Origin of the sequence: Microbacterium sp. R86528, assembly GCF_044596335.1 — a bacterium.
Lineage (GTDB): Bacteria > Actinomycetota > Actinomycetes > Actinomycetales > Microbacteriaceae > Microbacterium > Microbacterium marmarense.
Genome location: NZ_CP138996.1, coordinates 443557 through 469325 on the forward strand (window position 1 = coordinate 443557; position 25769 = coordinate 469325).

Consider the following 25769-nt stretch of genomic DNA (forward strand, 5'->3'; position numbering starts at 1 on the left):
AAAGGGAGGAACGCATGGTCACGTTCATCGATCGTGTGACGTTGCACCTGAGCGCCGGCAAAGGCGGAAACGGTTGCGTGTCGGTCAAGCGCGAGAAGTTCAAGCCGCTCGCTGGTCCCGATGGTGGCAGTGGGGGACACGGCGGCGACGTCGTGCTGGTTGCTGAACCGCAGGTCACGACGCTGCTGGCATATCACCACTCGCCGCACCGCTCAGCGGGCAACGGCGGGTTCGGCATGGGAGATCACCGTTCAGGTGCTCTCGGAGAGACGCTCGAACTGCCGGTGCCGATTGGCACCGTAGTCAAAGACGCTGATGGCCAGGTACTGGCCGACATGCTCGACCCCGGTATGCGCTTCGTTGTGGCGCCCGGCGGAATTGGCGGTCTGGGTAACGCGGTATTGGCGAACCCAAAGCGCAAGGCCCCCGGCTTCGCCCTGCTGGGCACTCCCGGTTGGGAAGGCGATGTCTTTCTTGAGCTGAAGACAGTCGCGGATGTAGCCCTGGTTGGTTTTCCGTCTGCAGGCAAGTCGAGCCTGATCGCGGCGATCTCCGCTGCGCGGCCCAAGATCGCGGACTATCCGTTCACGACGCTGCACCCCAACCTCGGCGTCGTGCAGGCAGGCGATAACCGCTACACGGTCGCTGACGTACCAGGTCTCATCGAGGGCGCAAGCGAGGGCAAAGGCCTCGGCCTTGAGTTCCTGCGCCACGTAGAACGCTGCACCGCGCTCGTGCACGTGCTCGATTGCGCGACCCTGGAACCGGGGCGCGACCCGCTGAGCGATCTCGACATCATCCTCGCGGAACTCGCTGCGTACCCGGTTCCAGAAGGCCAGACGCCTCTGCTTGAACGCCCCCAGTTCGTTGCCCTGAACAAGGTCGATGTGCCAGAAGCTCAAGAGCTCGCTGATCTCGTGCGCGCGGACGTCGAGAAGCGCGGGTTCCGAGTGTTCGAGATCTCCACCGTCAGCCACGCGGGCCTTCGTCAGCTCACCTTTGCACTTGGCGAGGTCGTTGCTGAACATCGCGCAACGCTCGCCGCGACTCCGGTTCAGGAGCGCGTCGTCATTCGGCCGCGTGGATCGAAGAAGGAATTCACCATCCGCGTCGAAGGTGGCACGTACGGTAACTTCTATCGCGTGCTTGGCGAGAAGCCATTGCGCTGGGTTCAGCAAACTGATTTTCAGAACGAAGAGGCCGTCGGCTTCCTCGGCGATCGACTTGAGAAGCTCGGCGTTGAAACTGAGCTCTTCCGCGCCGGTGCGGTGCCGGGCGCCACGGTCGTCATCGGTGAGGGCGACGGCATCATCTTCGACTGGCAGCCCTCGGTGACTTCAGCGGCCGAATTGATGACCGCGCCGCGAGGCACCGATCCCCGGCTCTTGCAGAGCAATCGCCGCACGACCGCTGAGCGACGCGACCACTACAAAGAGCGCATGGACGCGAAAGCTGAGGCTCGCGCCGAACTCGAATCTGAGCGCATCGCGGAGAGTGGTAGCCGCGCTGGGGACGACGAGTGAGCACAGATGCGCGCGCCCTGATCCCCGCGGCACGACGTGTCGTTGTCAAGGTCGGGTCTTCGTCAATCAGCGGCGAGAGCTCGCAAAAAATCGGACCGATCGTTGAGGCGATCGCCGAAGCACACGGTCGAGGCACCGAGATTGTGTTGGTCTCATCGGGGGCGATCGCCACGGGCATGCCCTTTCTGTCGCTCGATGAGCGGCCGAGTGATCTCGCGACGCAGCAGGCTGCGGCCGCGGTCGGGCAGAATATTCTGATCTACCGCTATCAGGCAGCGCTACGACCATTTGAGATCGTCGCGGGTCAAGTGCTGCTGACTGCCGGAGATCTGGAGAATGCCACACCCCGGTCCAATGCTCGGCGAGCAATGGACCGACTTCTCGGGCTTCGCATTCTGCCTGTCGTCAACGAGAACGACACCGTCGCGACGCACGAGATTCGCTTTGGAGACAATGACCGCCTTGCAGCGATGGTCGCCCAACTAATCGGCGCCGAGGCGCTGGTTCTGCTCAGCGATATTGATTGCCTCTACACCCGACCGCCAGACGAGCCGGGGGCGGAGCCCATCTTCGAGGTTGCCTACGGCGATGAGCTGGCAGGATTCGAGTTTGGTTCTGTGGTCGTCAACAGTGTGGGAACCGGCGGCGCCGCAACAAAGGTCTCGGCTGCGCGGATTGCCGCCGCCTCGGGTATTGGTGTGCTCGTCACGAGTGCCGACCTTGTCGTCGATGCGCTTCGTGGCAACAGCGTCGGCACCTGGTTTCATCCAAAGCGATAGGGCACCGTGGCCCTGTCCGCTCGCTAAGCTGGGCTGATGCTCACTACGGCCATCACCGCGCGCGAAAGAATGGTTCTCGCCAAGCACGCCTCGCGAACGATCTCGTTGCTCACCGACCAGCAAAAGTGCGATGCGCTGATGAGTGTTGCCGACGAGATTGTGGCCGCGACAGACGATATCGTGGCCGCGAACGCCGAAGATCTCGCGCATGGACGCGACAACGGGCTCTCTGAGGCGCTCCAAGATCGGCTGCGCCTGGATGCCCATCGCATATCAGGGCTCGCGAGAGCTGTGCGCGAGGTCGCACGACTGCCCGACCCGGTCGGCCGAGTGCTGGATGAACAGGTAATGCCCAACGGGGTCGCTCTCACGAAAGTCTCGGTGCCATTCGGGGTCGTCGGCTCGATCTATGAGGCGCGACCGAACGTCACTGTCGACATCGCCGCTCTTGCGCTCCGCTCTGGCAACGCGGTGGTGCTACGCGGTGGGTCGGCCGCAGAGCGGACGAACGCCGCCTTGATCGCGGCGATGCGTCGCGCGCTGACTCAAGCCAACGTCGATCCGGACGGCATCCAGACGGTTGATGATTTCGGGCGCGATGGGGCGCGAGAGCTTATGCAGGCACGCGGGCTCATTGACGTGCTGATCCCGCGGGGGAGCGCCGCGCTGATAGAGACGGTGGTCACCGAGTCGTTGGTGCCCGTGATTGAGACCGGAGCGGGGATTGTCCACATCGTGCTCGACGCGTCCGCTCCACTGGAATGGGCCCGTGACATCGTGGTCAACGCCAAAGTGCAGCGGCCCAGCGTGTGCAACTCGGTCGAGACCGTGCTGGTGGTGCGCGACGCTGCCGAGCGCCTGGTAGCTCCCGTCGCCGGGGCGCTGCACGCGCACGGCGTAACGGTTCACGGTGACGAAGCTGTCGCATTGTTGGCGGATCACGTCGTGCCGGCTACGGAAGCGGACTGGTCGACCGAGTACCTGAGTCTCGATGTGTCGATGAAGGTAGTCGCCGATCTCGACGAAGCGTTGGCGCACATCAGGCGGTACTCGACAGGACATACCGAGTCCATCATCACTGCGTCTGACACCAATGCCGAGCGCTTCTTGGCTGAGGTCGATTCCGCCGTCGTGATGGTGAACGCGTCAACACGATTCACCGACGGCGGAGAATTCGGTTTCGGAGCTGAAGTCGGAATCTCGACACAGAAGCTGCACGCTCGCGGACCGATGGGCCTGCCGGAGCTCACGAGTACGAAGTGGCTGGCGCGCGGCACCGGGCAAGTGCGAGCCTAACCACCTAGACTGGAACAAGCCTGCGCGACACAGGCACACCTGAACGGAGCAAGCATGACCCTCGCCACGATCCTGTACCTCGCAGCTGAAGAGTCCGAACACCATGGCAATGTGGCGCTCGAGACGGTCGGCTACGGCATCGTCGCGTTGATAGTGTTCGCCTCACTCGGTATCGTCACGCTTTCGTATCGCAACGTCGCCAACCGCCACGTGCACAAGGCGGAAGCCTACGCAAAGGCTCACGAGAACGATGTCCAGCAGGTGGGACACGGCCACTAGGCCGACTGAATGTCGGTGACGCAGGTTCCAAGAATTGGAGTGATGGGTGGGACGTTTGATCCCATTCACCACGGCCACCTGGTTGCTGCGAGCGAAGTCGCGAAATCGTTCGACCTTGATGAGGTCATTTTCGTTCCGACCGGTCGCCCGTGGCAGAAATCGGATGTATCGCCGGGCGAGGACCGCTATCTCATGACGGTGATCGCGACAGCATCCAACCCCCAGTTCACGGTCAGCCGCACGGACATTCAGCGCGACGGACCGACCTACACAATCGACACCCTTCGTGATCTTCGCGCTGAGTACCCCGGGGCTGAACTGTTTTTCATCACCGGTGCCGATGCCATAGCGCAAATTCTCAGTTGGAGGGAGCATGATGATCTGTGGGACCTGGCCCATTTCGTCGCCGTCTCTCGACCAGGCCACGCGCTGAGCACAGACGGGCTGCCGACCGAGGGTGTCAGCCTGCTTGAGATTCCGGCCCTGGCTATCTCATCGACCGACTGCCGTGAGCGCGTCCAGCGAGGAGACCCGGTGTGGTACCTCGTCCCAGACGGAGTCGTCCAGTACATTGCAAAGCATGATCTCTACCGGAGCGAGGAATGAGCACACCTGAGCAGCCGGCGAACCCACCGCTGACCCGCAAGCAACTGCGTGAAATCCGCAACACCGGAGCCACGCCCATCATCGCTGCCGACGTGCAGCCCGAGCCCGAGAGTGAACCGGCGCTCGACGTGTCGGAACAGCCGGGGGAGCAAACCGACTCGGAGCAGCAATCCGCACCCGAGATACCGGAAGCCCCCAAGACCCCGGCAGCGCCGTTTCCACGGGCCGCAGTTCCCGTGGATGTCGCTCCTGCGCCGGTTGCTGACTCGAGCGTCGACCTGGGAATGAGCCCGTTAACGCGGCGGCAGGCGCGTCAGCAAGAGCGCATCCGCACGGCATCCGTCCCGGTGATCACCCCCGAAGTCGCCGCGCAGCATGACGCGGAACAGGTCACGGCCAATGTCGATGCCCAGCGCGGACACGATGATGGACTGAGATCAGTCTTCGGCACCGGAGCTACTCCTGTAGCAGCACAGTCCTTCGACGACAGCGACTTCGCTCCCACCGTTCTTGATGAGGATGTGAGCGCAGACAATGAAGGTTGGCGCGACATGTTCGTCAAGGTTTCGCCAGAAGCATCTGCACTAGCGGCCAGCTTGGTTGCCGCAGACAGCATCGAGGCTCAGTCACGCGCCGCCGACGGCACAGCACCGTTGGTCGAATCTGTTGAGAACGATGTCGATGCGCGTGATGAACTCAGCAGTGAGTCAGATCGCGCTGTCGTCAATCCGCTGCTCGGTGCGAACTTGCTCACTGCGAAAGCAGCTGAGAGCGATGTACCGGCGTCATTCGATCAGATATTCTCCCGATCCACCGGCGCGGTTTCGACATCGAACGCGCTCATCATCTCTGACAACCCAGCCACTGATTTCGGTGGCGCCGTGACTGCTACCGGTGAAGTCCTCGTCACGGGCACGTTTCAGCTGCCTGAAGGCCTGGGATCGACCGGCCACGCGGTTGGCACCGCTGACAGCAAAGAGACTGATGCCGTGCTGATCGACGGGGAGCTGCCTGCACATTCTTCGCCCACGCCGATCGCAGCCAGTGCTGCGATCAGCACGGTCAAGTCTGCTGGCGAAGTAATTCGACCTCCGGCGCCTGAAAAGGGCAGCCGGCTCATGATGGCGCTCGCGATTACCGCGGGCGTCTTAGCGCTCGCCCTTGTAGGCGTGCTGATCGTCGCATTCGCGACCGGAGTATTCTCTTGACAGCAAGAACGTCCACTTACGAAATGGTTCAGATCGCTGCGGCGGCTGCAGATTCGAAAGGCGGCGAAGAATTGGTGGCACTCGATGTGTCAGAGCCACTGCCACTCGCCGACGCCTTTCTTCTCGTTACTGGCGGTAGCGAGCGCAACGTCGCCGCAATCGCCGACGAGGTAGAAGACCAGTTGCTTCAGGCGGGCCACAAACGTCTTCGTCGTGAAGGACGCAAAGAATCGCGCTGGGTTCTGCTCGACTTCGGCGATCTCATCGTGCACGTCTTTCACGAAGAGGAGCGCAACTACTACGGGCTCGAACGCCTGTGGAAGGACTGTCCTGTCATCGCGATCGATTCGCCGACAAAGAGCAGTTCTGACTGAGCCTCGTGTTCGGCAGTTCCTCCAACATGTAGTAATCTAGAGGGGTTGCCCCGGCTCCGGCCGGCGACGAGATGGGCCTGTGGCGCAGCTGGTAGCGCACCTGCATGGCATGCAGGGGGTCAGGGGTTCGAGTCCCCTCAGGTCCACCAAAACTCCCGGTAAAGCACCAAATCTTCACTCCCTGATCAGGGAGCTTGAATGTTTGGTAGTCGTTTACTGGACACTTCGCCGGGTCGCCGCAGTGCGCTCTCGGACCTTCTCGGAGTATCTGGAAGGTACGCGGCAAGGCCCGCGCACCTTCAAAATATGGACGGTGTTGGCACCTCAGAGTCGGGACATGGGAACTACGTCTCGTTGGTCGAGCTTGCCGCCGAGCTGAAGGTTTCCGTCCAGACGATCTATGACCTGCGGAGCAAGGGGCGTGGCCCCCGTGGGTTCCGCGTCGGGACGCAGTTGAGGTTCCGCAAGAGCGAGATCGACGCATGGGTCCACCGCATGGAGCTCGCCGACGAGCGGCGTCACGCCGGCGGTGCGTCGTGAACGGCGGGCGGCCACGCACCCTGATCGGCTCGTACGGAACCATCAGCGTGACCAGGCGAGGCGCGTCGTACGTAGCGTTGGCGCGCATGCGCGACGCCGACGGGCGCCTGCGCAGAGTGACGGGTGCTGCACGTACGGAGTCGGCCGCTCGAGCGCGCTTGAAGGAGCGCCTGCTGGACAGGCCGGGCTTCGGGGCGGGAGGCCTGCTCGATTTCAGCAGCTCCTTCCGTGACCTCGCTGATCTGTGGCTCGAGGATCTGGAGATGCGTGAGCTGTCGGATGGAACGAAGAAGAACTACCGCGATGATCTCCGCCTCCGCGTGCGGCCGCAGTTCGAGCACTTCTCGCTCGGTGAGATCACCACGGGCCGCGTGGAGTGGTTCCTCCGCTCTGAGAGGGCCGTGTCGTTCTCTCGTGCGCACCATTCGCGGACGATCCTCAATCAACTCTTTGGGTTCGCTCTCCGGCACGACGCGATCCCTCGGAATCCGGTGCAGGGAACGAGTCCATTGCGTCGGCCGAAGGGCGAGCGTCAGGCGTTGACCGTCGAGCAGATCAACGCGATCCGCGATGCCGCGGCTCGCTGGCGGACCGGACCCGACTTGAAGGGCCCCAAACCCGACGGGCAGGTGCGCGACATCATCGAGGTGCTGCTCGGCACCGCGCTGCGCATCGGCGAGTGCCTCGCTCTCCGCGTGTGCGATGTCGAGGACGGCCCCAGCGGGATGACGATCTCGGTGAATGGGACGGTCGTGTTGCGCACGGGCAGTGGCGCCGTGCGTCAAGACCACCCGAATACCGAGCACTCCATCCCACGGATCGCGGTCCCCGACTTCGCTGCGACCGTCCTTCGAGCACGGCTCGCTGGCATCCCGGCCGCCCGCCCTCAACGGACCATCTTCGCCAATCGTGCGGGCAAGCCACTGAGCCCGTTCAATGTGCGACGTACCTTCCGAGCGTTCCTCGAGCTGGCGAATCTCGCGGGGGAGGGGTTCACACTTCGTTGGTAACGGCGGACGGGCGCTACCGTCATCGCGCGCGGGGCGAGTGCGGATGCTGCCGCCACCTTCCTCGGACACGGATCGACGGCGATCACGGAGGGGCACTACATCGAACCGAACCGCACCGTGGATCGAGGGCCTGCGGGAATTCTCGAGCGGACCCTGCGCCGCGAGAGCCCCGATGCTTCGCTTCTTTCGAACGATGATGGCGTGGCCGAGTTTCCGGCGCTCGACTTCCTTGATGAGGAAGACATCGAAGCGGCGTAGGGCTTCTCGGCATACCGCTCCCGGTTGCCCGTGCCCCAGCTTGCGATCGGTCCACCGCTGGGACCGTGGCTGCGTAGGAACTCGGCGTGCAGCCGCTCACGCGCGAGGCGGAGGGTTGTTGACCAGCCGATGACCTCGCCCCGGAAGGCGACACGGTAGCGGAGGTCGGTGGCGCTCACGCGGCGCAGCTCGATGGTGCCGTAGCCCCGGTCGAACGTGTCGAGCAGGCTCCACGTGCCCGTCGGACCTTCCTGCGCGCGAATAGTGGGTGCCATCGGCTCCGTTCGGCCACGAGCGCCGGAAGAACCGCGAGTACATGCGCGATCAGGCTCAGCGCCAGCGCGACGAGAAGGAGCAGCGCCAGAAGGAGATCGATCGCGCGAAGGCGTGGGCGAAGGAGCACCCCGAAGAGCGACAGCAAGCATGTGAACGGTACAAGCAGAAGCATCCCGAGGCGCACAAGCAGGCTCAGCGCGACTACTACTACCGGAGTCGTGAGGCGATCGCCGAGCGTCGGGGCGCTCGCGAGGCTGCGGACCCGAAGAAGGCGAACGAGGCGCGCCGCCGGGCGGTCGACCGTGCCCGAAAGGCCGGCCGCGATTCAGGATGGTCGCCCACTCCCGATCAGCGGGCGACATATCGTGAGCGCGAGAACGAGGCGCGGCGCCAGGCGCGTCGTCGGGCGCGTGCTGGGTTGCCGGAGCGTCAACTGCACCGGGTGCATGCGTCGGAGCGGCGTCACAACGATGCGGCGGCGGATGCCTTCTTCGCCAGCATCCGCCGCGGTCTGGCCGGGACGATTGCCTTCCTCGACATCGGCCTAACGGAGCCAGTTCTGCAGCGTCGCTTCACTGATCCCGACGTCAGTAGCGATCTGTTTGATAGTGACGCCGCTCTCGCGACGTCTAGCGACCGCGACGACGTCCTCGCGGAACTCTTGGCGATAGGGACCGGGCATGATGACATCCTTCCCGTCAGCGCCTCCCGCACCCGAGTCTTGTCAAGCTTTACGTTTTCGAGACCGCCTCTCGCGAGTATCGCGACGCCCGCCGGACCTGATCGGGGGTGGGGGTGACGCCGGTATACGCGACGAATTGCCGAGCGGCTTGTCTGGCGATGATGGCGTCTCCACCAATCGCATCGATTCCGGCGCTTCTTGCTGCCTTGACGAGGGGTGTGTCTGCCGGGAAAGCGACGACATCAATCACTGCTCTGGCCGCGTGGATGTGTTCGAGGGGGAAAGCGAGGTCGCCGGCGGTGATACCGCGCATGCCTAAGGGTGTCGCGTTGATGAGGGTCGCTTCGGCGGGGGCAGCGAGAGCACCGGCCGAGGAGAAGCCGTACCGGTTGGCGAGGGCTGCGCCGGTTGCGGTGTTGCGAGAGTAGACGGTGACGTGGGCGGCGTCTCGATGGTGGAGGACTGCGGCGATGGCTTTGGCCATGCCGCCGGAGCCGTGGAGGATCACCGGGCGGGTGAGGTCGATATTCCGTTCACGAATGAGCTCGTCGACGGCGATGTAGTCGGTGTTGGACGCGGTGAGGACACCAGCATCGTTGACGATGGTGTTGACGCTTCCGATGGCCTCGGCGGAGGGCTCGAGAGCATCGACGAGTGCGATGACGTTCTCCTTATGGGGCATGGAGACGGAGCATCCACGGATGCCGAGTGCTCTCACGCCCGCGATCGCACCGGTGATGTCTGTCGTTCGAAAGGCTTTGTAGAGGAAGTTCAGCCCCAGTTCGGCGTAGAGGTGGTTGTGGAACCGGGTGCCGATGCTGGTGGGTCGGGCCGATACCGAGACGCAGATGGTCGTGTCGGCGTCGACCCGATGCGGTGCGATGTTCATCGGGCGGGCGGGGTCCACACGCGGGTTTCGGCGGTGTCGTCGTACCAGTGTCCGTTCGGGATCGACTGCAACTCGAACAGCGTCCCCCACGGCGCCCGCACATACACGCTGGCGTTGCCGTCAGTGTCCTCGTGGGGGGAGTTCTCGTGCGGCGCCGACAACGCCTCAGCCCCCGCGGCAACCGCCCGCCGAAGGGCGGCGTCGATGTCGTCAACGTAGACGGACACGTGATTGAGGCCAATGTCGCTGAGCTTCGCCGCCGGCTGCTGAGCCGCGTCGATAATCTCGAAGACCTCCAGCCCCGGGCCCACGCCGATCTGGATCATCCGCTGGCGAACAATCTTCGCCCCCGACGGCAGCCCTAGCTGCTGCTCGGTCTCCGCACCTTCCCTGGGCGGGTCGGAGGGGGTAAGTCCGTCGTACGCAACTTTCCCGTCGAACGCGTCACGGAGGAAGGATGTCGCTGCGTCCAAATCGGGAACAGTGATACCGGCGTGGTTGATGCCCCTCGGCAGTACCCCGAACTGATCCCGCTCGGGCGCGCGTGGCAGCACCGAGGTTGATTCCATGGAGGCGTTGCCGATGATGTCGACGGCTTCACCGACCACGATGACCGTTGCGGCCTGGTCAAGGAAGTTCGGCTCATCGGCGGCGACGACGGTGGTGAAGGTGTCGGAGCCCATCACGGCGTCCAAGCCTGCCGGGCTATCGAACCACAGCTCCGCTGTGCCATCGAACCCGGCGACGTCGACGGAGGAGAACGTGTCCGCGGTGGGGTGGGTCTGGGTGTAACGCAGGATGTGACGCTTGCCCTCGGGGATCGAACGCATCAACGCCCCATGCACGGTGATGTGGTGCTCGATGAACTGCTCCCGGCTCACACCCGCAGCGCGCTTCAAAAACATGGTCATCTTGATCATCAGTCACTCCCGCCATCGTTCGAACACTTCGCCTTCCATTGTCAGCCCGCGTGTATCTGAGAGGTGCGCCGCCGGGAGCTCAGCGACGAAGCCTTCTTGTCAAACGATTTACTAGACTTGGTGGGTGTCCCGCTCGCGCATCACGATGGCGCGGCTCGCCGCGGAGCTGGGTGTGTCAGTCTCGACGGTCTCGAATGCTTACAACCGGCCCGAGAAACTCTCTTCCGGCGTACGCGATCGCGTGATGTCCCTGGCGGAAGAACTTGGATACGCCGGCCCGGATCCGCTCGCGCGGAGCTTGCGCCGACAACGCACCGGTGGCATCGGCGTGGTCTTCACCGACGATCTGCCCTTCGTCTTCACCGACCCCGCCTCCGCCGGCTTCCTCGCGGGCGTCGCACAAGACCTCACGGACACCGGGCGCCACCTCGTGCTCCTGCCCGCCGGCACACCAGACCGACGCCAACAAGCACCCATCGACCACGGCGCCGTTGACGGGATCATTTTCCACTCCCTCCCGCGCGGGGAAGCGACCCTGAGCCTTCTCCAGCGGCGGGGCACTCCCGCCGTCCTAGTGGACCAACCCAGCCCCGTCCCCGGGATCGCCTGGGTCGGGCTCGACGAAACCGCCTCTATGCAAGCCATGGGTGCGCACCTGGCCGCTCTCGGACACGTCCACGTCGGCTGCATCACCTCACGCCTGGGAACCGCACCCCACAACGGACCAGCCTCACCCTCCCGTGCCTCTCACTCCCGATTCACCATCCCGCGAGACCGCATCCACGGACTCCAGCAAGGCCTCGGACATCCCGTCACCATCGAGGAGCGATGGGACACCACCATCGGCGCCGGCGCCGACGCTACCGCCCACCTCCTCAACCGGAACCCCCGCATCACCGCCATCGCCTGCATCGCCGACACCTACGCACTCGGCGCCCTCGCCTGGGCGGGAGAGCACCACGTGCAAGTGCCCAACCACCTCACCATCACCGGCTACGACGACATCCCCGCCGCCGGAAGTGCCGGGCTCACCACAATGCGGCAGCCCTTCGACCTGAAGGGGCAGACCGCGGCCCGCACCCTTCGCGGTTTGATCGACGGCGCAGAAGCGCCAACAACCCACACCTTCAAAACCATGCTCGTCAAACGCTCCTCCAGCGGACCCAGACGCCTATGACGCGGGTTCCTGGGTACTGGTAGCGCGGACGAACCAAGTTGCTCTGCCGGGGTCCAGTACCCCGCCCAACCCCGCCATCCGCACGCACAGAACACCGCCAATCCAAGCGAGAAACCACATGGAGCTGAACCCGGCTCGGTGGACACGGGTTATGTGTTGAATTATGCCGCGATAGCGGCGTGACGGGTGTTTTCGAACTCGAGTGGTGAGACGTCGCCGATGCCGGAGTGGCGGCGTTTCGGGTTGTACCAGGCCTCGATCCATTCGAAGATCGCTTGCGCGAGCTCGTCGCGGCTGTGCCAGACGTGTTGGTCGAGGAGTTCGCGTTGCATCGTGGATCAGAACGATTCCATGAGGCCGTTGTCGACGCTGGACGCGACTCTTCCCATCGATCCGAGCAGCCCTGCTTGGCGGAGCCGGTGCCCGAACCCCCAGGACGTGTACGGGGATCCGCGGTCCGAATGCACCACAGTGCCGGGTTCGGGTTTGCGTCTCCACCGCGCCATGTCGAGCGCGTCGACGACGAGCTCCGACCGGATGTGATCGGCGATCGCCCATCCGACCACGCGGCGGGAGAGCACATCCACGACGGCCGCGCAGTAAACCTTCCTGGTCCTCGTTGGATGCTCCGTGATGTCGGTCACCCAGAGCTTGTCCGGGCCGTCCGCGACGAACTGGCGTTTTACGAGATCCTCAAGGGGCGCCGGGAGCGGGCGGGACCTCCCGCGTTTGCGTCGGTGGCTGATCCCTGCGATTCCGGACAGCCGCATCAGCCGGGCAACCCGCTTCTTCCCGCATCGGATCTGCAGCCTCAGGCGCAGCTCCGCGTGCACGCGCCTCGCGCCGTGGCTGGTGCGGTAGTCCTGGTGAATCCGGACGATCGTGCCCGTGAGCTCCGCGTCGACCCGCGTACCCGGGCCGTGAGACTCGCAGCACCCGACAGGCGAGGGCCGCGTCTATCCCGGTGGCGACGAGATGGTCGATCACCGGGAAGACCCTATTGGGCCGACCACCTCCCTGGCGAAATAGGCCGACGCCTGCCGGAGAATCTCGATCTCTGCGGCCTGGACCCGGTTCTCCCGCCGGAGCCGGACCAGCTCGGCGCGCTCGTCCGAGGTCACGCCCTCCTGAACGCCCTCGTCAACATCGGCGACCTTCATCCACCGTCCCAGACACGACTCGCTGATCCCCAGATCGGCCGCGAGCTGCGCGACAGGCTTCTCCTTCGCACGCGCGAGCGCGACCGCCCTCCGACGAAACTCCACTGGGTGAGCTGCAGGCATGATGACTCCTTCACGAACGACTCTCGCCGCTCAGATCAGGTGTCCATAAGACCGGGTTCAGCTCCCATCGATGCGTGGGTCGAGGTTGTGGAGCACGCTGCTGTTGGGTGCGGTTCGCGCAGACGCGGAGGAATGACACCCACCGCGTTCATTCCCGTCGCTCGGCGCCCGGTTCCCGCTTCGTGGCAAAGCGCTGTCCTGGATCGAGCCGATCGCCGAGCTTCGCCGTGATCCGCGCGAGCTCGGCGAGCTCCTCCCGCGTGAGCGCATCGATGACGAGGCGACGCGCCGTCGCGATGTGGCCTGGCGTGGCCCGGACCAGCTCGCGTCGGCCGGCGTTCGTGAGGGAGACGTGCGAGACCCGGCGGTCCTCCGGCGACGTCGACTTCTGCACGAGATCTCTTCGTTGCAGTCGCGAACACACGTGCGAGAGCCGCGAAAGGGTCGCGTTCGTGGCTTCGGCGATCTCGCTCATGGACGCGGTCGATTCGGGCATCCATCGCAAGAAGGTCATCACGCCGAACTCGAAGTGGGTCATCGACGAATCGCGCTGCAGCTGGGAGTCCAGTTCGCTCGGCAACAGGTTGCACACGCGGACGAGCCCGAGCCACGCCTCAGCCTCCGCAGAGGTCATCCGCGGAACCGGGTAGGTCATCGCACGCTCCTCTCGTCTGCCGGATCCCGAAGGTCGATCACGCCGCCGGGAGATCCAGCAGGTGGCCCGTACGATCGCGCTTGGCTCGAAGGTACCGCGCGTTGGCCGGCGTCAGGTGCACCCCCGTCGGCACGGTGTCCTCCACGGTGACGCCGAGGGACTCTAGCTGCGCGACCTTGTCCGGGTTGTTGGTCAGCAGGCGGATCCGGCGGATGCCGACGGCGTGGAGCATCTGTGCGGCGGCCGTGTAGTCGCGCTCGTCCTCGCCGTGACCGAGCGCCGCATTCGCCTCATACGTGTCCATGCCCCGGTCCTGCAGCGCGTAGGCGTCGAGTTTCGCGTACAGTCCGATGCCGCGCCCCTCCTGGCGCAGGTACAGCAACGCGCCGCCCGCCTCGGCGAGGAGCTCCACGGCCTCGCGCAGCTGCGGCCCGCAGTCGCAACGCTGCGAGCCGAAGACGTCGCCGGTGAGGCACTCGCTGTGCAGACGCACGAGCGGCGCCCCTGGGGTGGCGGGACCGCCGAAGGTCAGCAGAAGGTGGTCGGCACCGTCGACGAGGTCGTGGAAGGTCGACACGCGGGCGACGGCTTCGAACCCGTCGGCGAAGCGCAGCGGGATCTCGACCTCGGTGCGCACTTCGCCGCGGGGCGGCGCGGGCATCGCGATGTGGTTCGTCATGCGTCGGGTCCTTCCGGTGTGACGGTCAGCAGTGTCCCCCACGGGTCGCGCAGCCGCAGGCTCAGCCCGTCGTCCTGCACGTCGATGGCGTGATGACGGGCGCGGTCGGCCAGTGCGAGCACGTCGCTGCGATCCGGCATCCGCAGTCGCACGTCCCCCAGACCGAGCGAAGCCGCACGGGGTCCCGCCCCGGCGCTGTGCCAGGTGTTCAGACCGATGTGATGGTGATAGCCGCCGGCGGAGATGAACAGCGCCGATCCGATGTCGATCGAGACGTCGAATCCGAGCATGTCCACGTAGAAGCGGCGGGCGGACGGGATGTCGCCGACCTGCAGGTGCACGTGGCCGATCGTGGCCTCGTCCGTCGTGTCCCGCGACGGGTCGAAATGATCGCGCAGGAACGCGTTCGGGTCGATCGCGGTGTTGCTCGGCATCCACCCCGCCGGCTTGTTCTGCCACACGTCGACCGGCAGATCCCAGTACAGTTCGATGCCGTTGCCTTCGGGGTCGTGGAAATAGAAGGCGTTGCTGAAGGTGTGGTCGGTCGCGCCTTCGTAGGTTTCGCCGGCGTGGCGGGCCATGGACACCACGGCCGCCGAGAGTGCCGCACGATCGGGGAACGCGATCGCCGTGTGGTAGAGCCCGGCGCCGTGCCGGTCGAACGGCGGCAGGTCGGGTGTGTGCGTGAGGGTGAGGATCGGGGTGTCGCCCCGGCCCAGCGTCGCGCGGGCGCCCGACTGATCGAGCACGTCCAGCGTGACCGCCCGGCGATAGAACTCGGTCTGCGCGTCGAGGTCGCCGACGAGGAGTTCGACGGTGTCCATGCGGGTGGCGTCGGCGGCGGCCCCCGCGGTGTGGATGGGCGCCGGGCGCCAGTCGAGTGCGCTCGAGCTCATGACCACACCGCGAATCCGAGGGCGGCGGCGGCGACGGCGAGGGCGGCGAGGATGATGTTGACCGGGAGGGCCTTGGTCTCACCGCGCCGGACGTGCACGATGATCGCGACGATCTGAACCACGACGAGCCCGACCGCAGCGAGCGGGGCCAGGATGGGGGCGATGCCGGTGATCGCCGGCAGGATCAGCCCGACCGCTCCGAGCAGCTCCACCGCTCCGATGGCCTTCACACCCGCGGCCGAGAAATCCTCCGTCCACGGCATCGATGCGGCGAGCTTCTCCTTCGGCTGGAAGAGTTTGGTGGCGCCAGCGGCCAGGTACACGAGGGCGAGGAGACCGGCGACGATCCAGTAGGCGATGAGCATGATGATCCTTTCGATGGTCGGGTCGTTACATGACCACTAGTTGACGCAACAACTAAAGTGCCATTGTATTCCGGTTTCGTGAGAACGTTGCGCGAGTGATCGGGGCCCGCAGGCGCACCAGCGAGATCGGAGAGATGCGAATACCGCAGCGGGGTGATTCAACTGCGGTTCTGCCCAGGCAGACTGGGATCATGAGCGACGACGACAACAGGGTGATGCCGATGGGTCCGCGGGCACGCGTGCCGGCCTGGCTCGTCGACGTTTTGCTGATCGCTCTGATGGTTCCGCTCACGCTGGTGCGCGATCCGAGCGAGGGTGTCATTTGGCCGGATGACGTCACCGTTGTTCTCGCGGCGCTTACTGCTGCGGCGCTGCCGTTTCGTAGGCGCTGGCCGCAGTCGATTCTCGGGCTGGAGCTCGCCGGATACGCTGCGGCCGCGGTTCTCGGTGCCCTCGTGCCAGCGCATCCGTTCGCGATTGCGGTGGCGATCTTCGCTGTGACGAACCGAGTCGCGCGGCGAGACGGTCTCCTGGTGACGGTGGTCACCGTGGTTCTCGTGATCGGGCTCGGGCTGCTGGCCTGGCAGGGAAGTCCGACCGATCCTCGGCTTGTGCAGTTCGCCTTGACCGTCACTGTTGGGTCGGCACTGGGAGATGCCGCACGGTCGCGGCGGGAGTACATCGAGGCGATAACTGATAGGGCGGAGCGCGCCGAGCGCACGAGGGAGGCGGAGGCTCGCCGGTGTGTGTCGGAGGAGCGGCTGCGGATCGCGCGTGACCTGCACGATGCGGTGGCGCACCAGATCTCCGTGATCAGCCTCAACGCGGGAGGGCCTCAGCGTCCGTCGATGACCGTCCGGAGAAGGCGAAGGAGTCACTTGCGACAATCCGCGCGGCGTCCCGCACAGTACTCGGCGAGATCGGAGGCCTGCTGGAGGTGCTCCGCGCGGATGACGGGGACGCGACCGCCCCGGGGCCGAGTCTTGTTCGGCTCGACGAACTGACCCGCGAGTTCGCGACGGTCGGTTTGGATGTCTCGGTGCGGGTCGAGGGTGACATCCCGCAGGTCACCGGCGCGACGAGCTTGGTCGCGTACCGGGTCGTTCAGGAGGCGCTAACCAACGCGCACAAGCACGGCGCTGAGCATCGCGCCCACGTCGTGCTCACCGTGGATGACGTGGCCTTGACGATCGTGGTCACCAATCCGATGGCCGCCCAGGGCGAGGCATCCATCGTTCCGGGCTCCCGGCTGGGGTTGGCCGGAATGCGCGAGCGCGTCGCGACGGTTCGCGGAAGTCTCGAGACCGGCCCCTCTCCCGGCGGCTGGCGGGTGACAGCGTGGCTGCCGCTGACACAGGAAGGTGCAGCATGATTCGGGTACTCGTCGTCGATGACCAAGTACTCATCCGGCAGGCCGTGACAGACATCCTCGGAGGCGGTTCCGGCATCGAGGTAGTCGGCGACGGGGTCGACGGGGTCGAGGCGTCCCGCCGCTTGAAGCCAGATGTCGTGCTGATGGATATCCGGATGCCGCATCTCGACGGCATCGACGCGACGGCGCGGATCTGCGCTGACCCCGCTCTCGCTGAGACCCGCGTACTGATCCTGACGACGTTCGAGGAGGACGAGTACGTCATGCGAGCGATGCGCGCGGGGGCGAGCGGCTTCATCGGGAAGGGGGCGGAGCCCCACGACATCGTAAGGGCGGTCGAGGCCGTGCACGCGGGTGACTCCCTGCTGTCGGCGGTCGCGACGCGCGCACTGATCGCGAAACATCTGCAGCCTGCCGCCACCGACCCCACTCGGCTCGAGTCGCTGACCGACCGAGAGGAGGAGGTGCTGTTGCTCGTCGCGAGAGGCCGATCAAACCAGGAGATCGCCGACGAGCTTCATCTCGCCCCACACGGCCAAGACCCACGTAAACCGCATCATGACCAAGCTGTATGCACATGACCGCGCACAGCTCGTGATTACCGCCTATGAGTCGGGGCTGCTCGCGCCCGGCCGCTGAGGTACCGCAAGCGCGGTACGTGCATGCCGCCACGGGAGGATTTGCGCGCGCCCAGCGCCGACGAGCATGGGTCTATGACAACCTCCACCACCGTCACGAGCCTGCCGACAGGTGCCTCCGTCATCTCGGCGCGCGACGTACACAAGTCCTACGGAAGCGGCCAGAGCCGCTTCCTCGCCCTTAAGGGCATCAGCTTCGACATCCGAGAGGGCGAGTCGGTCGCGATCATCGGCAAGTCCGGGTCAGGCAAGTCGACCCTGATGCACCTGCTCGCCCTGCTCGACGCCCCCGACAGCGGCGAGCTGACACTCGACGGCGCCGACACCAAGCGCCTGCGCGGCAAGAAGCTCAACCTCACCCGCAACAAGACGTTCGGGTTTGTGTTCCAGCAGTTCTTCCTGACGGGGTCGAACACGGTGCTCGAGAACGTGATCCTGCCGATGAAGATCGCCGGCGTCGGTCGTGCTGAGCGCAAGCGCCGCGGAATGGCTGCGCTGGAACAGCTCGAACTTGCCGACAAGGCGAAGAACAAGGCCGTGAACCTCTCGGGTGGCCAGAAGCAACGCGCCGTGATCGCCCGGGCTCTGGTCAACAACCCACGCATCATCTTCGCCGACGAGCCCACCGGCAACCTCGACTCGAACACCGGCGCGGTCGTCGAAGACATCCTGTTCACACTCAACCGCGAGCGCGGCATCACTTTGATCGTCGTCACGCATGACGAGGACCTCGCAGCCCGCTGCGATCGCCGTATCCACATTCGTGACGGCCGCATCGTCCAGGACTCCGCGGGGGTGGCGGCATGAGAACCGCAGATCTGATCACCACCGCAGGTGCAAACACATTCCGTTCGAAGACCCGCTCGATCCTCACGATCCTTGCGATCTTCGTCGGCGCGTTCACACTGACGCTGACGAGCGGTGTGGGCACCGGCATCAACCAGTACATAGACACCACGGTGAGCGCTGTCGGCGCGTCCGATGCGATGACCGTCACCAAGGTGCAGGAGGGCTCCGCGCAGACTCCGGGCCCATCCGGGCCAGTCGAGTACGACCCGGATGCCGTTTCCACCGGCATCCCAGGTCAGACCGTGATCGCGCTCACACCCGAAGACATCGCCACCATCGAGGGCATCGACGGTGCAGTCGACGTACAGGCCGCGCGAGCGATCAACCTCGACTACATCGTGTTCGGTAACGGAACGAAGTATGTCGCGCAGGTCGGCAGCCTGGTGCCGGGGCAGTCGACACTTCTGACCGCGGGGGCGGAACCGGATCCGGATGCCGTTGCCTACGAGGTCGCGATCCCTATGACCTACGTCGAACCACTCGGTTTCGACTCGGCTGACGACGCGATCGGCGCGACGGTCGAGTTCGCCATCACCGACGCGGTGCGCGAGCAGCACGTCGTCTCGGGCGAGGTCGTGGGAGTGAGCGAAGAGACGCTCGCATCGCCGACGGGCGCCAGCATTCTGCTCAACAATTCTCTCGCAGACACGCTCTTCGAAACCCAGTCGACGGGGATCCCCGCCGATGAGGCAGATCGCTACACCTCAGCGACCGTCTGGTTCGACCCCGACGCCACCGACGAAGAAGTCGATGCGTTGAAAAACGCCCTGACCGACGAGGGCTTCACCGGAACCACAGTCGCCGACCAGCTCGGCACGATCACGTCTGTCATCGATGGCATCGTGCTCGTGCTCAACGGCTTCGCGATCATCGCGCTGTTGGCTGCGAGCTTCGGAATCGTGAACACGCTGCTGATGTCGGTTCAGGAACGCACCCGCGAGATCGGTCTCATGAAGGCCATGGGGATGGGATCCGGACGTGTCTTCGGCCTGTTCAGCCTCGAGGCGGTGCTGCTCGGGTTCCTCGGCAGTGCCATCGGCTCTGGTGTCGCGATGATCGCCGGTGGCGCGCTCAGCGCGGCACTGTCAGCGGGGGCGCTCTCGGATCTGGCAGGGCTCACCCTGATCGCATTCGAACCGACCTCGATTGCGACGATCATCCTGGTCGTCATGGTCGTTGCGTTCCTCGCCGGCACTATCCCGGCGTGGCGGGCTGCGAAGGCCGACCCCGTCGAATCGCTCCGATACGAGTAGACGTCATCGGGCGGGCTCCGAGAGGGAGCCCGCCCGATGTCTTGGGTACGCGCGGTCCGCGGCCATTGCCGGTGACGTCCCACCGGGAAGACTGACTCCGGGGCAGCAGCGCATACTTGAGATGTAGACACTTACTCGGCTGATCAGATGCGTCGAGATCTCTCCAGGAGCGTCCAGATCGATCGAAGCCCGGTCGCGTATGCTCGCAGTCATCAGCACCGGAGTGAAGCCGAAGCGCAGATTTCCGGGGTCTTGGGCATCCGCGAGACCATCCGGGCCTGTGGCGCAGCTGGTAGCGCACCTGCATGGCATGCAGGGGGTCAGGGGTTCGAGTCCCCTCAGGTCCACCAAAAATCCCCGGTTATTCCGGGGATTTTTTAGTTGTGCACGACGCAAGGAATTTGAGTACAAGCATCACACACAACGAATTCGGTGTCGCACGATCGGATGCTGCAATTCGCGGTGCGCTTCGTCGCGGCTCCGCACCCGCTGCATTCGCCGATAGTGGCGGCATCATCGCTGAAGTCAATCGAACCCCGCTTGTCGAAAACGTACAGTGAACCTTCCCAGAGCCCTTTGTCGCGAAAACGTTCTCCGTAGCGCACGATTCCGCCATCCAGCTGGTAGACCTCGTCGAAGCCGCGAGACACCATCAGACTCGAGAGCACCTCGCAACGGATACCCCCGGTGCAATACGTCACTACAGGTCGGTTTTTCAGTTCATCGAACTCACCGGAATCCAGCAAGCGCACGAAGTCTCTAGTGGTCTCGACATTCGGCACCACCGCACCAGCGAATCGGCCGATCGCAGCTTCCAAAGCGTTTCGCCCGTCGAAGAAAACGACATCATCGCCGCGCTCGGAGACGAGCTGATGCAGCGCGTCGGGGGAGAGGTGCGTCCCCCCACCAACGACGCCGTGCGCGTCGACTTCGAGTTCGCCTGGGGCACCAAAGGAGACGACTTCCTCACGAACCTTGACGCTCAACTTAGGAAAGTCGCTGCTGCGTTCATCGCCATCGAGTTCGCTGCCATCGCTCCATTTGAAATCAATGTCGCGGAATGCAGCATATTCGCGCGTCTTGCGTACGTAACGCTTGAGCGCGGCCATTGGTCCACCGAGGGTACCGTTCAGACCGTGTTCTGAGACCAGAATTCGTCCTCGCAACCCAAGGGACTCTGCCAAATCCCGCTGCCACAGTCGAACGGCGTCGGGGTCAGCCAGGGGCGCAAAGGCGTAGTACAGGATGATCTTTGAAACGGGCACGAAGAAAGTCTACGAGCGGCGGCTGAATGACCAGTCGGAACGCTACCGTGGGTGAGTGAGTTCTCAGCCCCTTTACCCGCGGTTTGGTGATATCTGCCTCGAGCGGTTTGTGCTGTCGAATGAACGCCTAGCCGAGGCGACGTGCGCAGTTTCATGATGACTAAGAGATTGATCACTGCGCTCGGGCTTGTGGGCCTACTCGCAGTGGGCCTCACAACACCTGCGACGGCGGGTGCTGTTGAGGCAACGCCAAGCGATGGACTTGGTGAAGATACTGGCGTTGTGCGTGTGAACCCGGCCTCCGAAACAGCAATCGACGCTGCTGCTATCGCCCGTGTCGCGCAGATGTCGGTGCGCGACAAGGCGGCGAGTGTGGTTATGGGCCATATCCCGTCGACGGATGCCGCGACCCTCCGCGCGTATATGGAAAACACCGGCATCGGCGGGTTCATTGTGATGGGAGCAAACGTTCCTTCGTCTGAACAGTCGTTGCGCGCACTCACGGCGTCGCTGACTGTTGACCCCGCCTTCGTACCTCTGGTGGCGATCGACCAAGAAGGCGGCGATGTCTCGCGTCTCCCGTGGGATGACTTTCCGTCTGCGCTCACCCTGAAGTACGAGCCCGCAGAAGCCACCTATGATGCGTTCTCAGGTCGCGGCGGCCTCGTTCTGCGCGCAGGAATTGGGGTCAACTTCGGCGTCGTCGCCGACGAGACTGACGATCCTGAAATGTTCATCTATCGTCGAGTGCTCGGCACGAATGCTTCCGCTGCAGCATCTCGCGTCGCGGCAGCGGTATTGGGCGAATCGCCTTCGACGTTGTCGACGCTGAAACATTTCCCAGGACACGGCGCAGCCCCCGGTGACTCTCACGCGGGTATTCCAGAGACGAACATGTCGCTGGGCCAATGGCGCGAGACTGACGCGGTGCCTTTCCAAGCCGGAATAGACGCCGGTGCGCCGTTGCTGATGTTCGGTCATCTGCGTTACACCGAGATCGACAGCGAACCCGCAACGCTGTCTGCGAAGTGGCATGACATCGCTAGGAACGAACTAGGATTCACGGGCGTCGCGATTACGGATGACCTCGGAATGCTTGAAGCATCCGGCATCGCTGACTACGCCGATCCGGTATCGAACGCTGTCGAAGCGCTTGTTGCTGGAAACGACATGGTGCTCACCTTGCTCAACTCCAACGAGAACACAGCGCCCCGCATCGTCGACGGAATCGTTGCGGCAACCGACGACGGGACACTGTCTATTGAGCGGCTCGAAGAAGCAGCGCTACGCGTCGCCGCCCTACGACTTGAGCTCAGCGCTGACGGACGCGGACTCTCGCCATGCGAGGACTGCAACCCTCTGGATTGATCACCCGCGCGCGATAACCGCGAGAAGCTCTTGGCGCAGGTGCTGGGCTCGGGCAGAGAATTCTCGTTGTGCCGTCACGTAATCGGCCTTGCCCTGCGCGGTTTCAATCTTGATCGGGGTGAAACCCCAATCTGTTAGATCGTAGGGCGATGCCCTCATATCAACCACGCGAATCTCGCGAGCGAGGTCGAAAGTGTCGAGCAACAGCTCGCCAGGCACCAATGGGCCCAACTTGATCGACCATTTGTATAGGTCCATGCCTGCGTGCAGACATCCTGGCTGCTCACGCTCGGGCTGGCTTTCCCGGCTCAGTTCCACGGAATTGCGAGTGGTGGCAGGGGGCGTAAAGAATCGAAAGGCATCGAAATGCGTGCAGCCCAGTTCATGCGACTCCACCACCTCGTTGGTGCCGGACTGGCCGAGGCGCAGCGGGACATCATGCCGATGCTCGTCGTCGCGGTAAGTCATGGCCCATTCGTGCAGGCCGAAACACCGAAAGCTAGCGTTTCGCCCAGCTGTCGCCCGCAATATGCGATCGATACTGCCGATCAGCGCACCGTATTTGCGGCGGAAGCCAACGCCATCAACTGTGAGGGCATTCGTCCCGCTGACTGGAACGTACCAGCGCCAGCTGGCTCTGTCCGTGTGGCTTGCGGCCTCTAGTCGCACGCCTTCACCGGGGTGCCACCGCCGCAAGATGGCGGGCTTGTATGAGTAGTAGGTGTACAGAAAGTCATCGACAGGATGGGTTTGACCGCGCGAAGCGCGTTGACGCCGATCGAGGGTGAGAGCGTCTGCGCGTTCGTGATGCGCCTGCTCGCGAGCATTCCACTCCGATGGAGCGAGCGCTGGGGAAGCGAGCGCGTGAGCATTAGACACCCCTCGACAATACGTTGCGCTGCTGAGCTATGGCTCACCGATCCCATCGCCGCGTCGGACGCCACGACTATCTTGGACTCATGTGCGCAAGCTATGGACTAGACCCTCGGTTTTCGGATCCGGACGAGATTCTTGCCGACGATGAGGATCTGTTCGACAAGCTCAGTGCTTGGGCTCTGGCGAACGACGGCTCAACGCTATTGCCTACCGGCAAGAACCTACGAAACGTGAATCCGATTCTTATGTCGCGGAGCGGTCGCCTAGCTCTTGAACATGCGTGGTGGGGGTATTTGATCGACGGTGCTCCCGCGAAGTTCCCGTCCATCAACACCAGAGCTGAGCGCCTACGAGAACGCAAGGAAGCGCTTCCCTCTCGCGCTCTTGTTCCAGCGACGCGATGGTTCGAACTGCGAAAGCCCCAGCGCACCTGGTATGAGTTCGGCGGCGACCATTCCCTCTTCGCGATGGCCGCGGTCACTCGACCGGGACGAACGTCCGACGGCACGGAATACACGTGCTACTCACTTGTTATGCGGCCCGCGACAGAAGAGCTAAGCGAGATCCACGATCGCGTACCGCTGCTTGTACCACGTTCTTTCGCAGGCGACTGGCTGACCAGCGATTTACCTTCACGTGAGCTCATAGAAGAGGCCGTTGCTCACTCCGAATTCGCCCTGCGTCGGGTCAACGCACGCGCCATTGGCGAACGTCCGACATCTCGCTCAGCGGGGGATGATGCCCAGGGACTCAAGCTGTTCTAGCAGTCCTGCACCATCTGACTCCGTCAGCCAAGGCACCTCGAACGCAGCATGGTCATTCACCGCAGTGCGCCCGCCCGCCAGCACCGCCTCTGCGGTCGAGAGTCGACGAATGGCGACGGCAGCAACTTTGTCGGGGTTCTCATTCGCAAACTCGGTGTAGATCGCATCGTCGTGCTGCCCATCATCGCCGATAAGCAACCACTTGACCTCGGGAAACTCTGACGCTAGACGCCGAAGATTCTCTTGCTTGTGTGCGATTCCACTGCGAAACCACCGGTCGTGAGTTGGCCCCCAGTCCGTAAGCAAGAGCGATCCTGAGGGAAAGAGGTGGCGTCGCAAGAACTGGTTCAACGTGGGAGCGACATTCCACGCTCCCGTAGAGAGGTAGATCATCGGTGTTCCCGGCGTGGCTTGGGCAACCTTTCCCAGCAACACCGCCATGCCTGCGACCGGTTGGCGCGCATGCACGTCGACGACAAACGAGTTCCACGCGGCGATCAGTGGCCGAGGCAGTGCGGTCACCATCACGGTGTCGTCTACATCCGAGACCACGCCAAAGCGAATATCCGGCGCAACGATGAAAACACGCGACTCTACCGGTTCGCCGCCCTCAACAGACATCGTGAACCTTTGCCAGCCCGGCTCGAGCGCCGCGGGGAGCATGGCATCGAGTACTCCGCCGCGGTCGGTGACCACTTCGTGTGTCGCGCCGCCAATCGTGACGGTCACCTGCGCGTAGCCGATCGGGACAGCGGCGAAACTGCGCCATCCACGCACGCTGGCGAGCTCACCGCTCTCCGCGGTCGGCAGTGGGGGCACGATCATGGCGCGTCCGAGCACTCGAGCCCAGCCGGTGTCGCTGCCGCCGCCGCCGTATCCGGGGAATGCCGTGATCGTTGGCACTTTGCCGCGAGCGCGCGCGCGCCTCTCCCGCCATGCATGCAGCCGATATTCCAGCCGCGCGAACCAGAGCGCTTTTTTGCGCGCGGGCGCTGCGTCGTTCTCGGGCATTTGCCTAGTCTTTCACGTCGCCCAGAGCGTCGTCCTCCATATGGCGTCGTTCTAGGCGATGAATGACTTTCTTCATCACGAACACGCCGATCACGAGAATGACGATGATCCCGACGAAGATATACCCAGCGAAGTGCAGGCGATCGGCCAGCTCGCGGTACGTTCCGGCGGCAAGTGCCGCCACGGGAATGTACAGCGACGCCCAGAGGATGCACGCTGGCAACGTCCAGGCCAGGAAACGCCGATACGAATAGTGGGTCATTCCGACGGTAAGCGGCACTAGCGAGTGAAGGACCGGCAGAAACCGAGAAATGAAGATTGCAAGACCACCGCGGCGGTCAACGTAGCGTTCGGAACGAGCCCAGTTCTCGTCGCCGATTCGCTGTCCGAGCCACGATCGGCGGATCCGTGGCCCAAGCAAGCGGCCAAGCCAGAACCCGATCGACTCGCCGATCAGGGCACCGATGACAACGGCTAGCCCCAATACGAGGCCCTCAGACCACGACGCGACTGCCGTGCCCGCCACGATCACGATCGTGTCTCCCGGGACTATCAAACCGATCAGCACGCTCGTCTCGAGCATGATCGCGACACCGGCGATAAGACTGCGAACTAGTGGATCGACAGACTGCACGGAGTCCAGTAGCCACGTCAAGAACTCGTTCACCCTAAAATCCT

General features: G+C 64.0%; 30 protein-coding genes, 2 tRNA genes and 2 pseudogenes. 19 read left to right on the top strand and 15 right to left on the bottom strand.

Going from position 1 to position 25769, the window contains the following annotated elements; all coding sequences use genetic code 11:
- Window positions 1-14 precede the first annotated feature (14 nt).
- From obgE to xerC, 10 genes are all read left to right on the top strand, one after another.
- A complete protein-coding gene (gene obgE / locus SJY18_RS02185; RefSeq protein ID WP_337338027.1) occupies window positions 15-1523 on the top strand; it encodes a GTPase ObgE in 1509 nt (502 codons plus the stop codon).
- Window positions 1520-2302: a glutamate 5-kinase gene (gene proB, locus SJY18_RS02190; protein ID WP_396668246.1), complete on the top strand. Its 783-nt coding sequence runs from the start codon at window positions 1520-1522 to the stop codon at window positions 2300-2302. The genes obgE and proB overlap by 4 nt, the downstream gene beginning before the upstream one ends.
- Window positions 2303-2338: 36 nt before the next feature.
- On the top strand, window positions 2339-3598 hold the full coding sequence (locus SJY18_RS02195; protein WP_396668247.1) for a glutamate-5-semialdehyde dehydrogenase: 1260 nt from the start codon (window positions 2339-2341) through the stop codon (window positions 3596-3598).
- Between the two features lie 54 nt (window positions 3599-3652).
- A complete protein-coding gene (locus SJY18_RS02200; RefSeq protein WP_337338024.1) occupies window positions 3653-3877 on the top strand; it encodes a hypothetical protein in 225 nt (74 codons plus the stop codon).
- A gap of 9 nt (window positions 3878-3886) precedes the next feature.
- Window positions 3887-4483, top strand: coding sequence for a nicotinate-nucleotide adenylyltransferase (gene nadD, locus SJY18_RS02205; protein WP_337338023.1), 597 nt, complete (start codon window positions 3887-3889; stop codon window positions 4481-4483).
- The gene (locus SJY18_RS02210; RefSeq protein ID WP_337338022.1) at window positions 4480-5691 is read left to right on the top strand and encodes a hypothetical protein; all 1212 of its coding nucleotides are present in this window, start codon (window positions 4480-4482) and stop codon (window positions 5689-5691) included. Before nadD ends, SJY18_RS02210 begins: the two co-directional genes overlap by 4 nt.
- A gap of 23 nt (window positions 5692-5714) precedes the next feature.
- On the top strand, window positions 5715-6065 hold the full coding sequence (rsfS, locus tag SJY18_RS02215; RefSeq protein WP_337338021.1) for a ribosome silencing factor: 351 nt from the start codon (window positions 5715-5717) through the stop codon (window positions 6063-6065).
- Between the two features lie 73 nt (window positions 6066-6138).
- Window positions 6139-6214: transfer RNA gene (locus tag SJY18_RS02220), tRNA-Ala, on the top strand.
- A gap of 157 nt (window positions 6215-6371) precedes the next feature.
- The gene (locus SJY18_RS02225) at window positions 6372-6605 is read left to right on the top strand and encodes a helix-turn-helix transcriptional regulator (protein ID WP_396668248.1); all 234 of its coding nucleotides are present in this window, start codon (window positions 6372-6374) and stop codon (window positions 6603-6605) included.
- Window positions 6606-6691: 86 nt separating this feature from the next.
- Window positions 6692-7615: a tyrosine recombinase XerC gene (gene xerC / locus SJY18_RS02230; RefSeq protein WP_396668249.1), complete on the top strand. Its 924-nt coding sequence runs from the start codon at window positions 6692-6694 to the stop codon at window positions 7613-7615.
- A 95-nt stretch (window positions 7616-7710) separates the two neighbouring features.
- Here xerC and SJY18_RS02235 read toward each other — a convergent pair whose 3' ends face one another.
- The 4 genes from SJY18_RS02235 to SJY18_RS02250 form a co-directional block, all read right to left on the bottom strand.
- Window positions 7711-8148, bottom strand: coding sequence for a hypothetical protein (locus SJY18_RS02235; RefSeq protein WP_396668250.1), 438 nt, complete (start codon window positions 8146-8148; stop codon window positions 7711-7713).
- Window positions 8149-8693: 545 nt separating this feature from the next.
- A complete protein-coding gene (locus SJY18_RS02240; RefSeq protein WP_396668251.1) occupies window positions 8694-8831 on the bottom strand; it encodes a helix-turn-helix domain-containing protein in 138 nt (45 codons plus the stop codon).
- A 49-nt stretch (window positions 8832-8880) separates the two neighbouring features.
- Window positions 8881-9720, bottom strand: coding sequence for a shikimate 5-dehydrogenase (locus tag SJY18_RS02245; protein ID WP_396668252.1), 840 nt, complete (start codon window positions 9718-9720; stop codon window positions 8881-8883).
- Complete coding sequence (locus SJY18_RS02250; protein ID WP_396668253.1) at window positions 9717-10640, bottom strand: EthD family reductase; 924 nt, start codon at window positions 10638-10640, stop codon at window positions 9717-9719. The genes SJY18_RS02245 and SJY18_RS02250 overlap by 4 nt, the downstream gene beginning before the upstream one ends.
- Before the next feature lie 124 nt (window positions 10641-10764).
- On the opposite strand from SJY18_RS02250, the gene SJY18_RS02255 reads away from it, so the two are divergent.
- Window positions 10765-11817, top strand: a complete 1053-nt coding sequence (locus tag SJY18_RS02255) for a LacI family DNA-binding transcriptional regulator (RefSeq protein WP_396668254.1) — start codon at window positions 10765-10767, stop codon at window positions 11815-11817.
- Window positions 11818-11978: 161 nt separating this feature from the next.
- Here the strand turns inward: SJY18_RS02255 and SJY18_RS02260 are convergent, their stop codons facing one another.
- The 7 genes and pseudogenes from SJY18_RS02260 to SJY18_RS02290 all read right to left on the bottom strand — a co-directional run bounded on the left by SJY18_RS02260 (window position 11979) and on the right by SJY18_RS02290 (window position 15695).
- Window positions 11979-12149: an IS3 family transposase gene (locus tag SJY18_RS02260; RefSeq protein WP_396668255.1), complete on the bottom strand. Its 171-nt coding sequence runs from the start codon at window positions 12147-12149 to the stop codon at window positions 11979-11981.
- Window positions 12150-12155: 6 nt separating this feature from the next.
- Window positions 12156-12713: pseudogene (locus SJY18_RS02265) on the bottom strand (IS3 family transposase); the annotation flags it as partial.
- Between the two features lie 87 nt (window positions 12714-12800).
- Window positions 12801-13100: a transposase gene (locus tag SJY18_RS02270; RefSeq protein WP_396668256.1), complete on the bottom strand. Its 300-nt coding sequence runs from the start codon at window positions 13098-13100 to the stop codon at window positions 12801-12803.
- Window positions 13101-13248: 148 nt separating this feature from the next.
- Window positions 13249-13755: a MarR family winged helix-turn-helix transcriptional regulator gene (locus SJY18_RS02275; RefSeq protein WP_396668257.1), complete on the bottom strand. Its 507-nt coding sequence runs from the start codon at window positions 13753-13755 to the stop codon at window positions 13249-13251.
- Between the two features lie 37 nt (window positions 13756-13792).
- Window positions 13793-14434, bottom strand: coding sequence for a GTP cyclohydrolase II (ribA, locus tag SJY18_RS02280; RefSeq protein WP_396668258.1), 642 nt, complete (start codon window positions 14432-14434; stop codon window positions 13793-13795).
- Window positions 14431-15330 carry a VOC family protein gene (locus tag SJY18_RS02285; protein WP_396668259.1) on the bottom strand — a complete coding sequence of 300 codons (900 nt, stop codon included), beginning with the start codon at window positions 15328-15330 and terminating at the stop codon, window positions 14431-14433. The genes ribA and SJY18_RS02285 overlap by 4 nt, the downstream gene beginning before the upstream one ends.
- Window positions 15327-15695 carry a DoxX family protein gene (locus SJY18_RS02290; RefSeq protein WP_396668260.1) on the bottom strand — a complete coding sequence of 123 codons (369 nt, stop codon included), beginning with the start codon at window positions 15693-15695 and terminating at the stop codon, window positions 15327-15329. Before SJY18_RS02290 ends, SJY18_RS02285 begins: the two co-directional genes overlap by 4 nt.
- Window positions 15696-15886: 191 nt before the next feature.
- Here SJY18_RS02290 and SJY18_RS02295 point away from each other — a divergent pair, with 191 nt between their 5' ends.
- From SJY18_RS02295 to SJY18_RS02320, 6 genes and pseudogenes are all read left to right on the top strand, one after another.
- A complete protein-coding gene (locus tag SJY18_RS02295; RefSeq protein ID WP_396668261.1) occupies window positions 15887-16699 on the top strand; it encodes a histidine kinase in 813 nt (270 codons plus the stop codon).
- A gap of 35 nt (window positions 16700-16734) precedes the next feature.
- Window positions 16735-17067 (top strand): sensor histidine kinase, encoded by a 333-nt coding sequence (locus tag SJY18_RS02300; protein ID WP_396668262.1) that lies wholly within the window; start codon window positions 16735-16737, stop codon window positions 17065-17067.
- A pseudogene (locus SJY18_RS02305) lies at window positions 17064-17706 on the top strand (response regulator). Before SJY18_RS02300 ends, SJY18_RS02305 begins: the two are co-directional and overlap by 4 nt.
- 74 nt (window positions 17707-17780) lie before the next feature.
- Window positions 17781-18512 carry an ABC transporter ATP-binding protein gene (locus SJY18_RS02310; RefSeq protein WP_396668263.1) on the top strand — a complete coding sequence of 244 codons (732 nt, stop codon included), beginning with the start codon at window positions 17781-17783 and terminating at the stop codon, window positions 18510-18512.
- Window positions 18509-19807 carry an ABC transporter permease gene (locus SJY18_RS02315; RefSeq protein ID WP_396668264.1) on the top strand — a complete coding sequence of 433 codons (1299 nt, stop codon included), beginning with the start codon at window positions 18509-18511 and terminating at the stop codon, window positions 19805-19807. Before SJY18_RS02310 ends, SJY18_RS02315 begins: the two co-directional genes overlap by 4 nt.
- Before the next feature lie 274 nt (window positions 19808-20081).
- A tRNA-Ala gene (locus SJY18_RS02320) sits at window positions 20082-20157 on the top strand.
- 27 nt (window positions 20158-20184) lie between these two features.
- On the opposite strand, the gene SJY18_RS02325 is transcribed toward SJY18_RS02320, so the two are convergent.
- Window positions 20185-21072: a rhodanese-related sulfurtransferase gene (locus tag SJY18_RS02325; protein WP_396668265.1), complete on the bottom strand. Its 888-nt coding sequence runs from the start codon at window positions 21070-21072 to the stop codon at window positions 20185-20187.
- Between the two features lie 156 nt (window positions 21073-21228).
- Here SJY18_RS02325 and SJY18_RS02330 point away from each other — a divergent pair, with 156 nt between their 5' ends.
- Complete coding sequence (locus tag SJY18_RS02330) at window positions 21229-22440, top strand: glycoside hydrolase family 3 N-terminal domain-containing protein (protein ID WP_396668266.1); 1212 nt, start codon at window positions 21229-21231, stop codon at window positions 22438-22440.
- On the opposite strand, the gene SJY18_RS02335 is transcribed toward SJY18_RS02330, so the two are convergent.
- The gene (locus SJY18_RS02335) at window positions 22441-22908 is read right to left on the bottom strand and encodes a hypothetical protein (protein ID WP_396668267.1); all 468 of its coding nucleotides are present in this window, start codon (window positions 22906-22908) and stop codon (window positions 22441-22443) included. It abuts the gene before it with no gap.
- Between the two features lie 491 nt (window positions 22909-23399).
- On the opposite strand from SJY18_RS02335, the gene SJY18_RS02340 reads away from it, so the two are divergent.
- Entirely contained in the window at window positions 23400-24080 is a 681-nt protein-coding gene (locus SJY18_RS02340; RefSeq protein WP_396668268.1) for an SOS response-associated peptidase family protein, read from the top strand.
- On the opposite strand, the gene SJY18_RS02345 is transcribed toward SJY18_RS02340, so the two are convergent.
- The gene (locus SJY18_RS02345) at window positions 24042-25091 is read right to left on the bottom strand and encodes an App1 family protein (protein ID WP_396668269.1); all 1050 of its coding nucleotides are present in this window, start codon (window positions 25089-25091) and stop codon (window positions 24042-24044) included. The genes SJY18_RS02340 and SJY18_RS02345 overlap by 39 nt on opposite strands.
- A 4-nt stretch (window positions 25092-25095) precedes the next feature.
- The gene (locus SJY18_RS02350; protein ID WP_396668270.1) at window positions 25096-25758 is read right to left on the bottom strand and encodes a DedA family protein; all 663 of its coding nucleotides are present in this window, start codon (window positions 25756-25758) and stop codon (window positions 25096-25098) included.
- Between the last annotated feature and the right edge of the window lie 11 nt (window positions 25759-25769).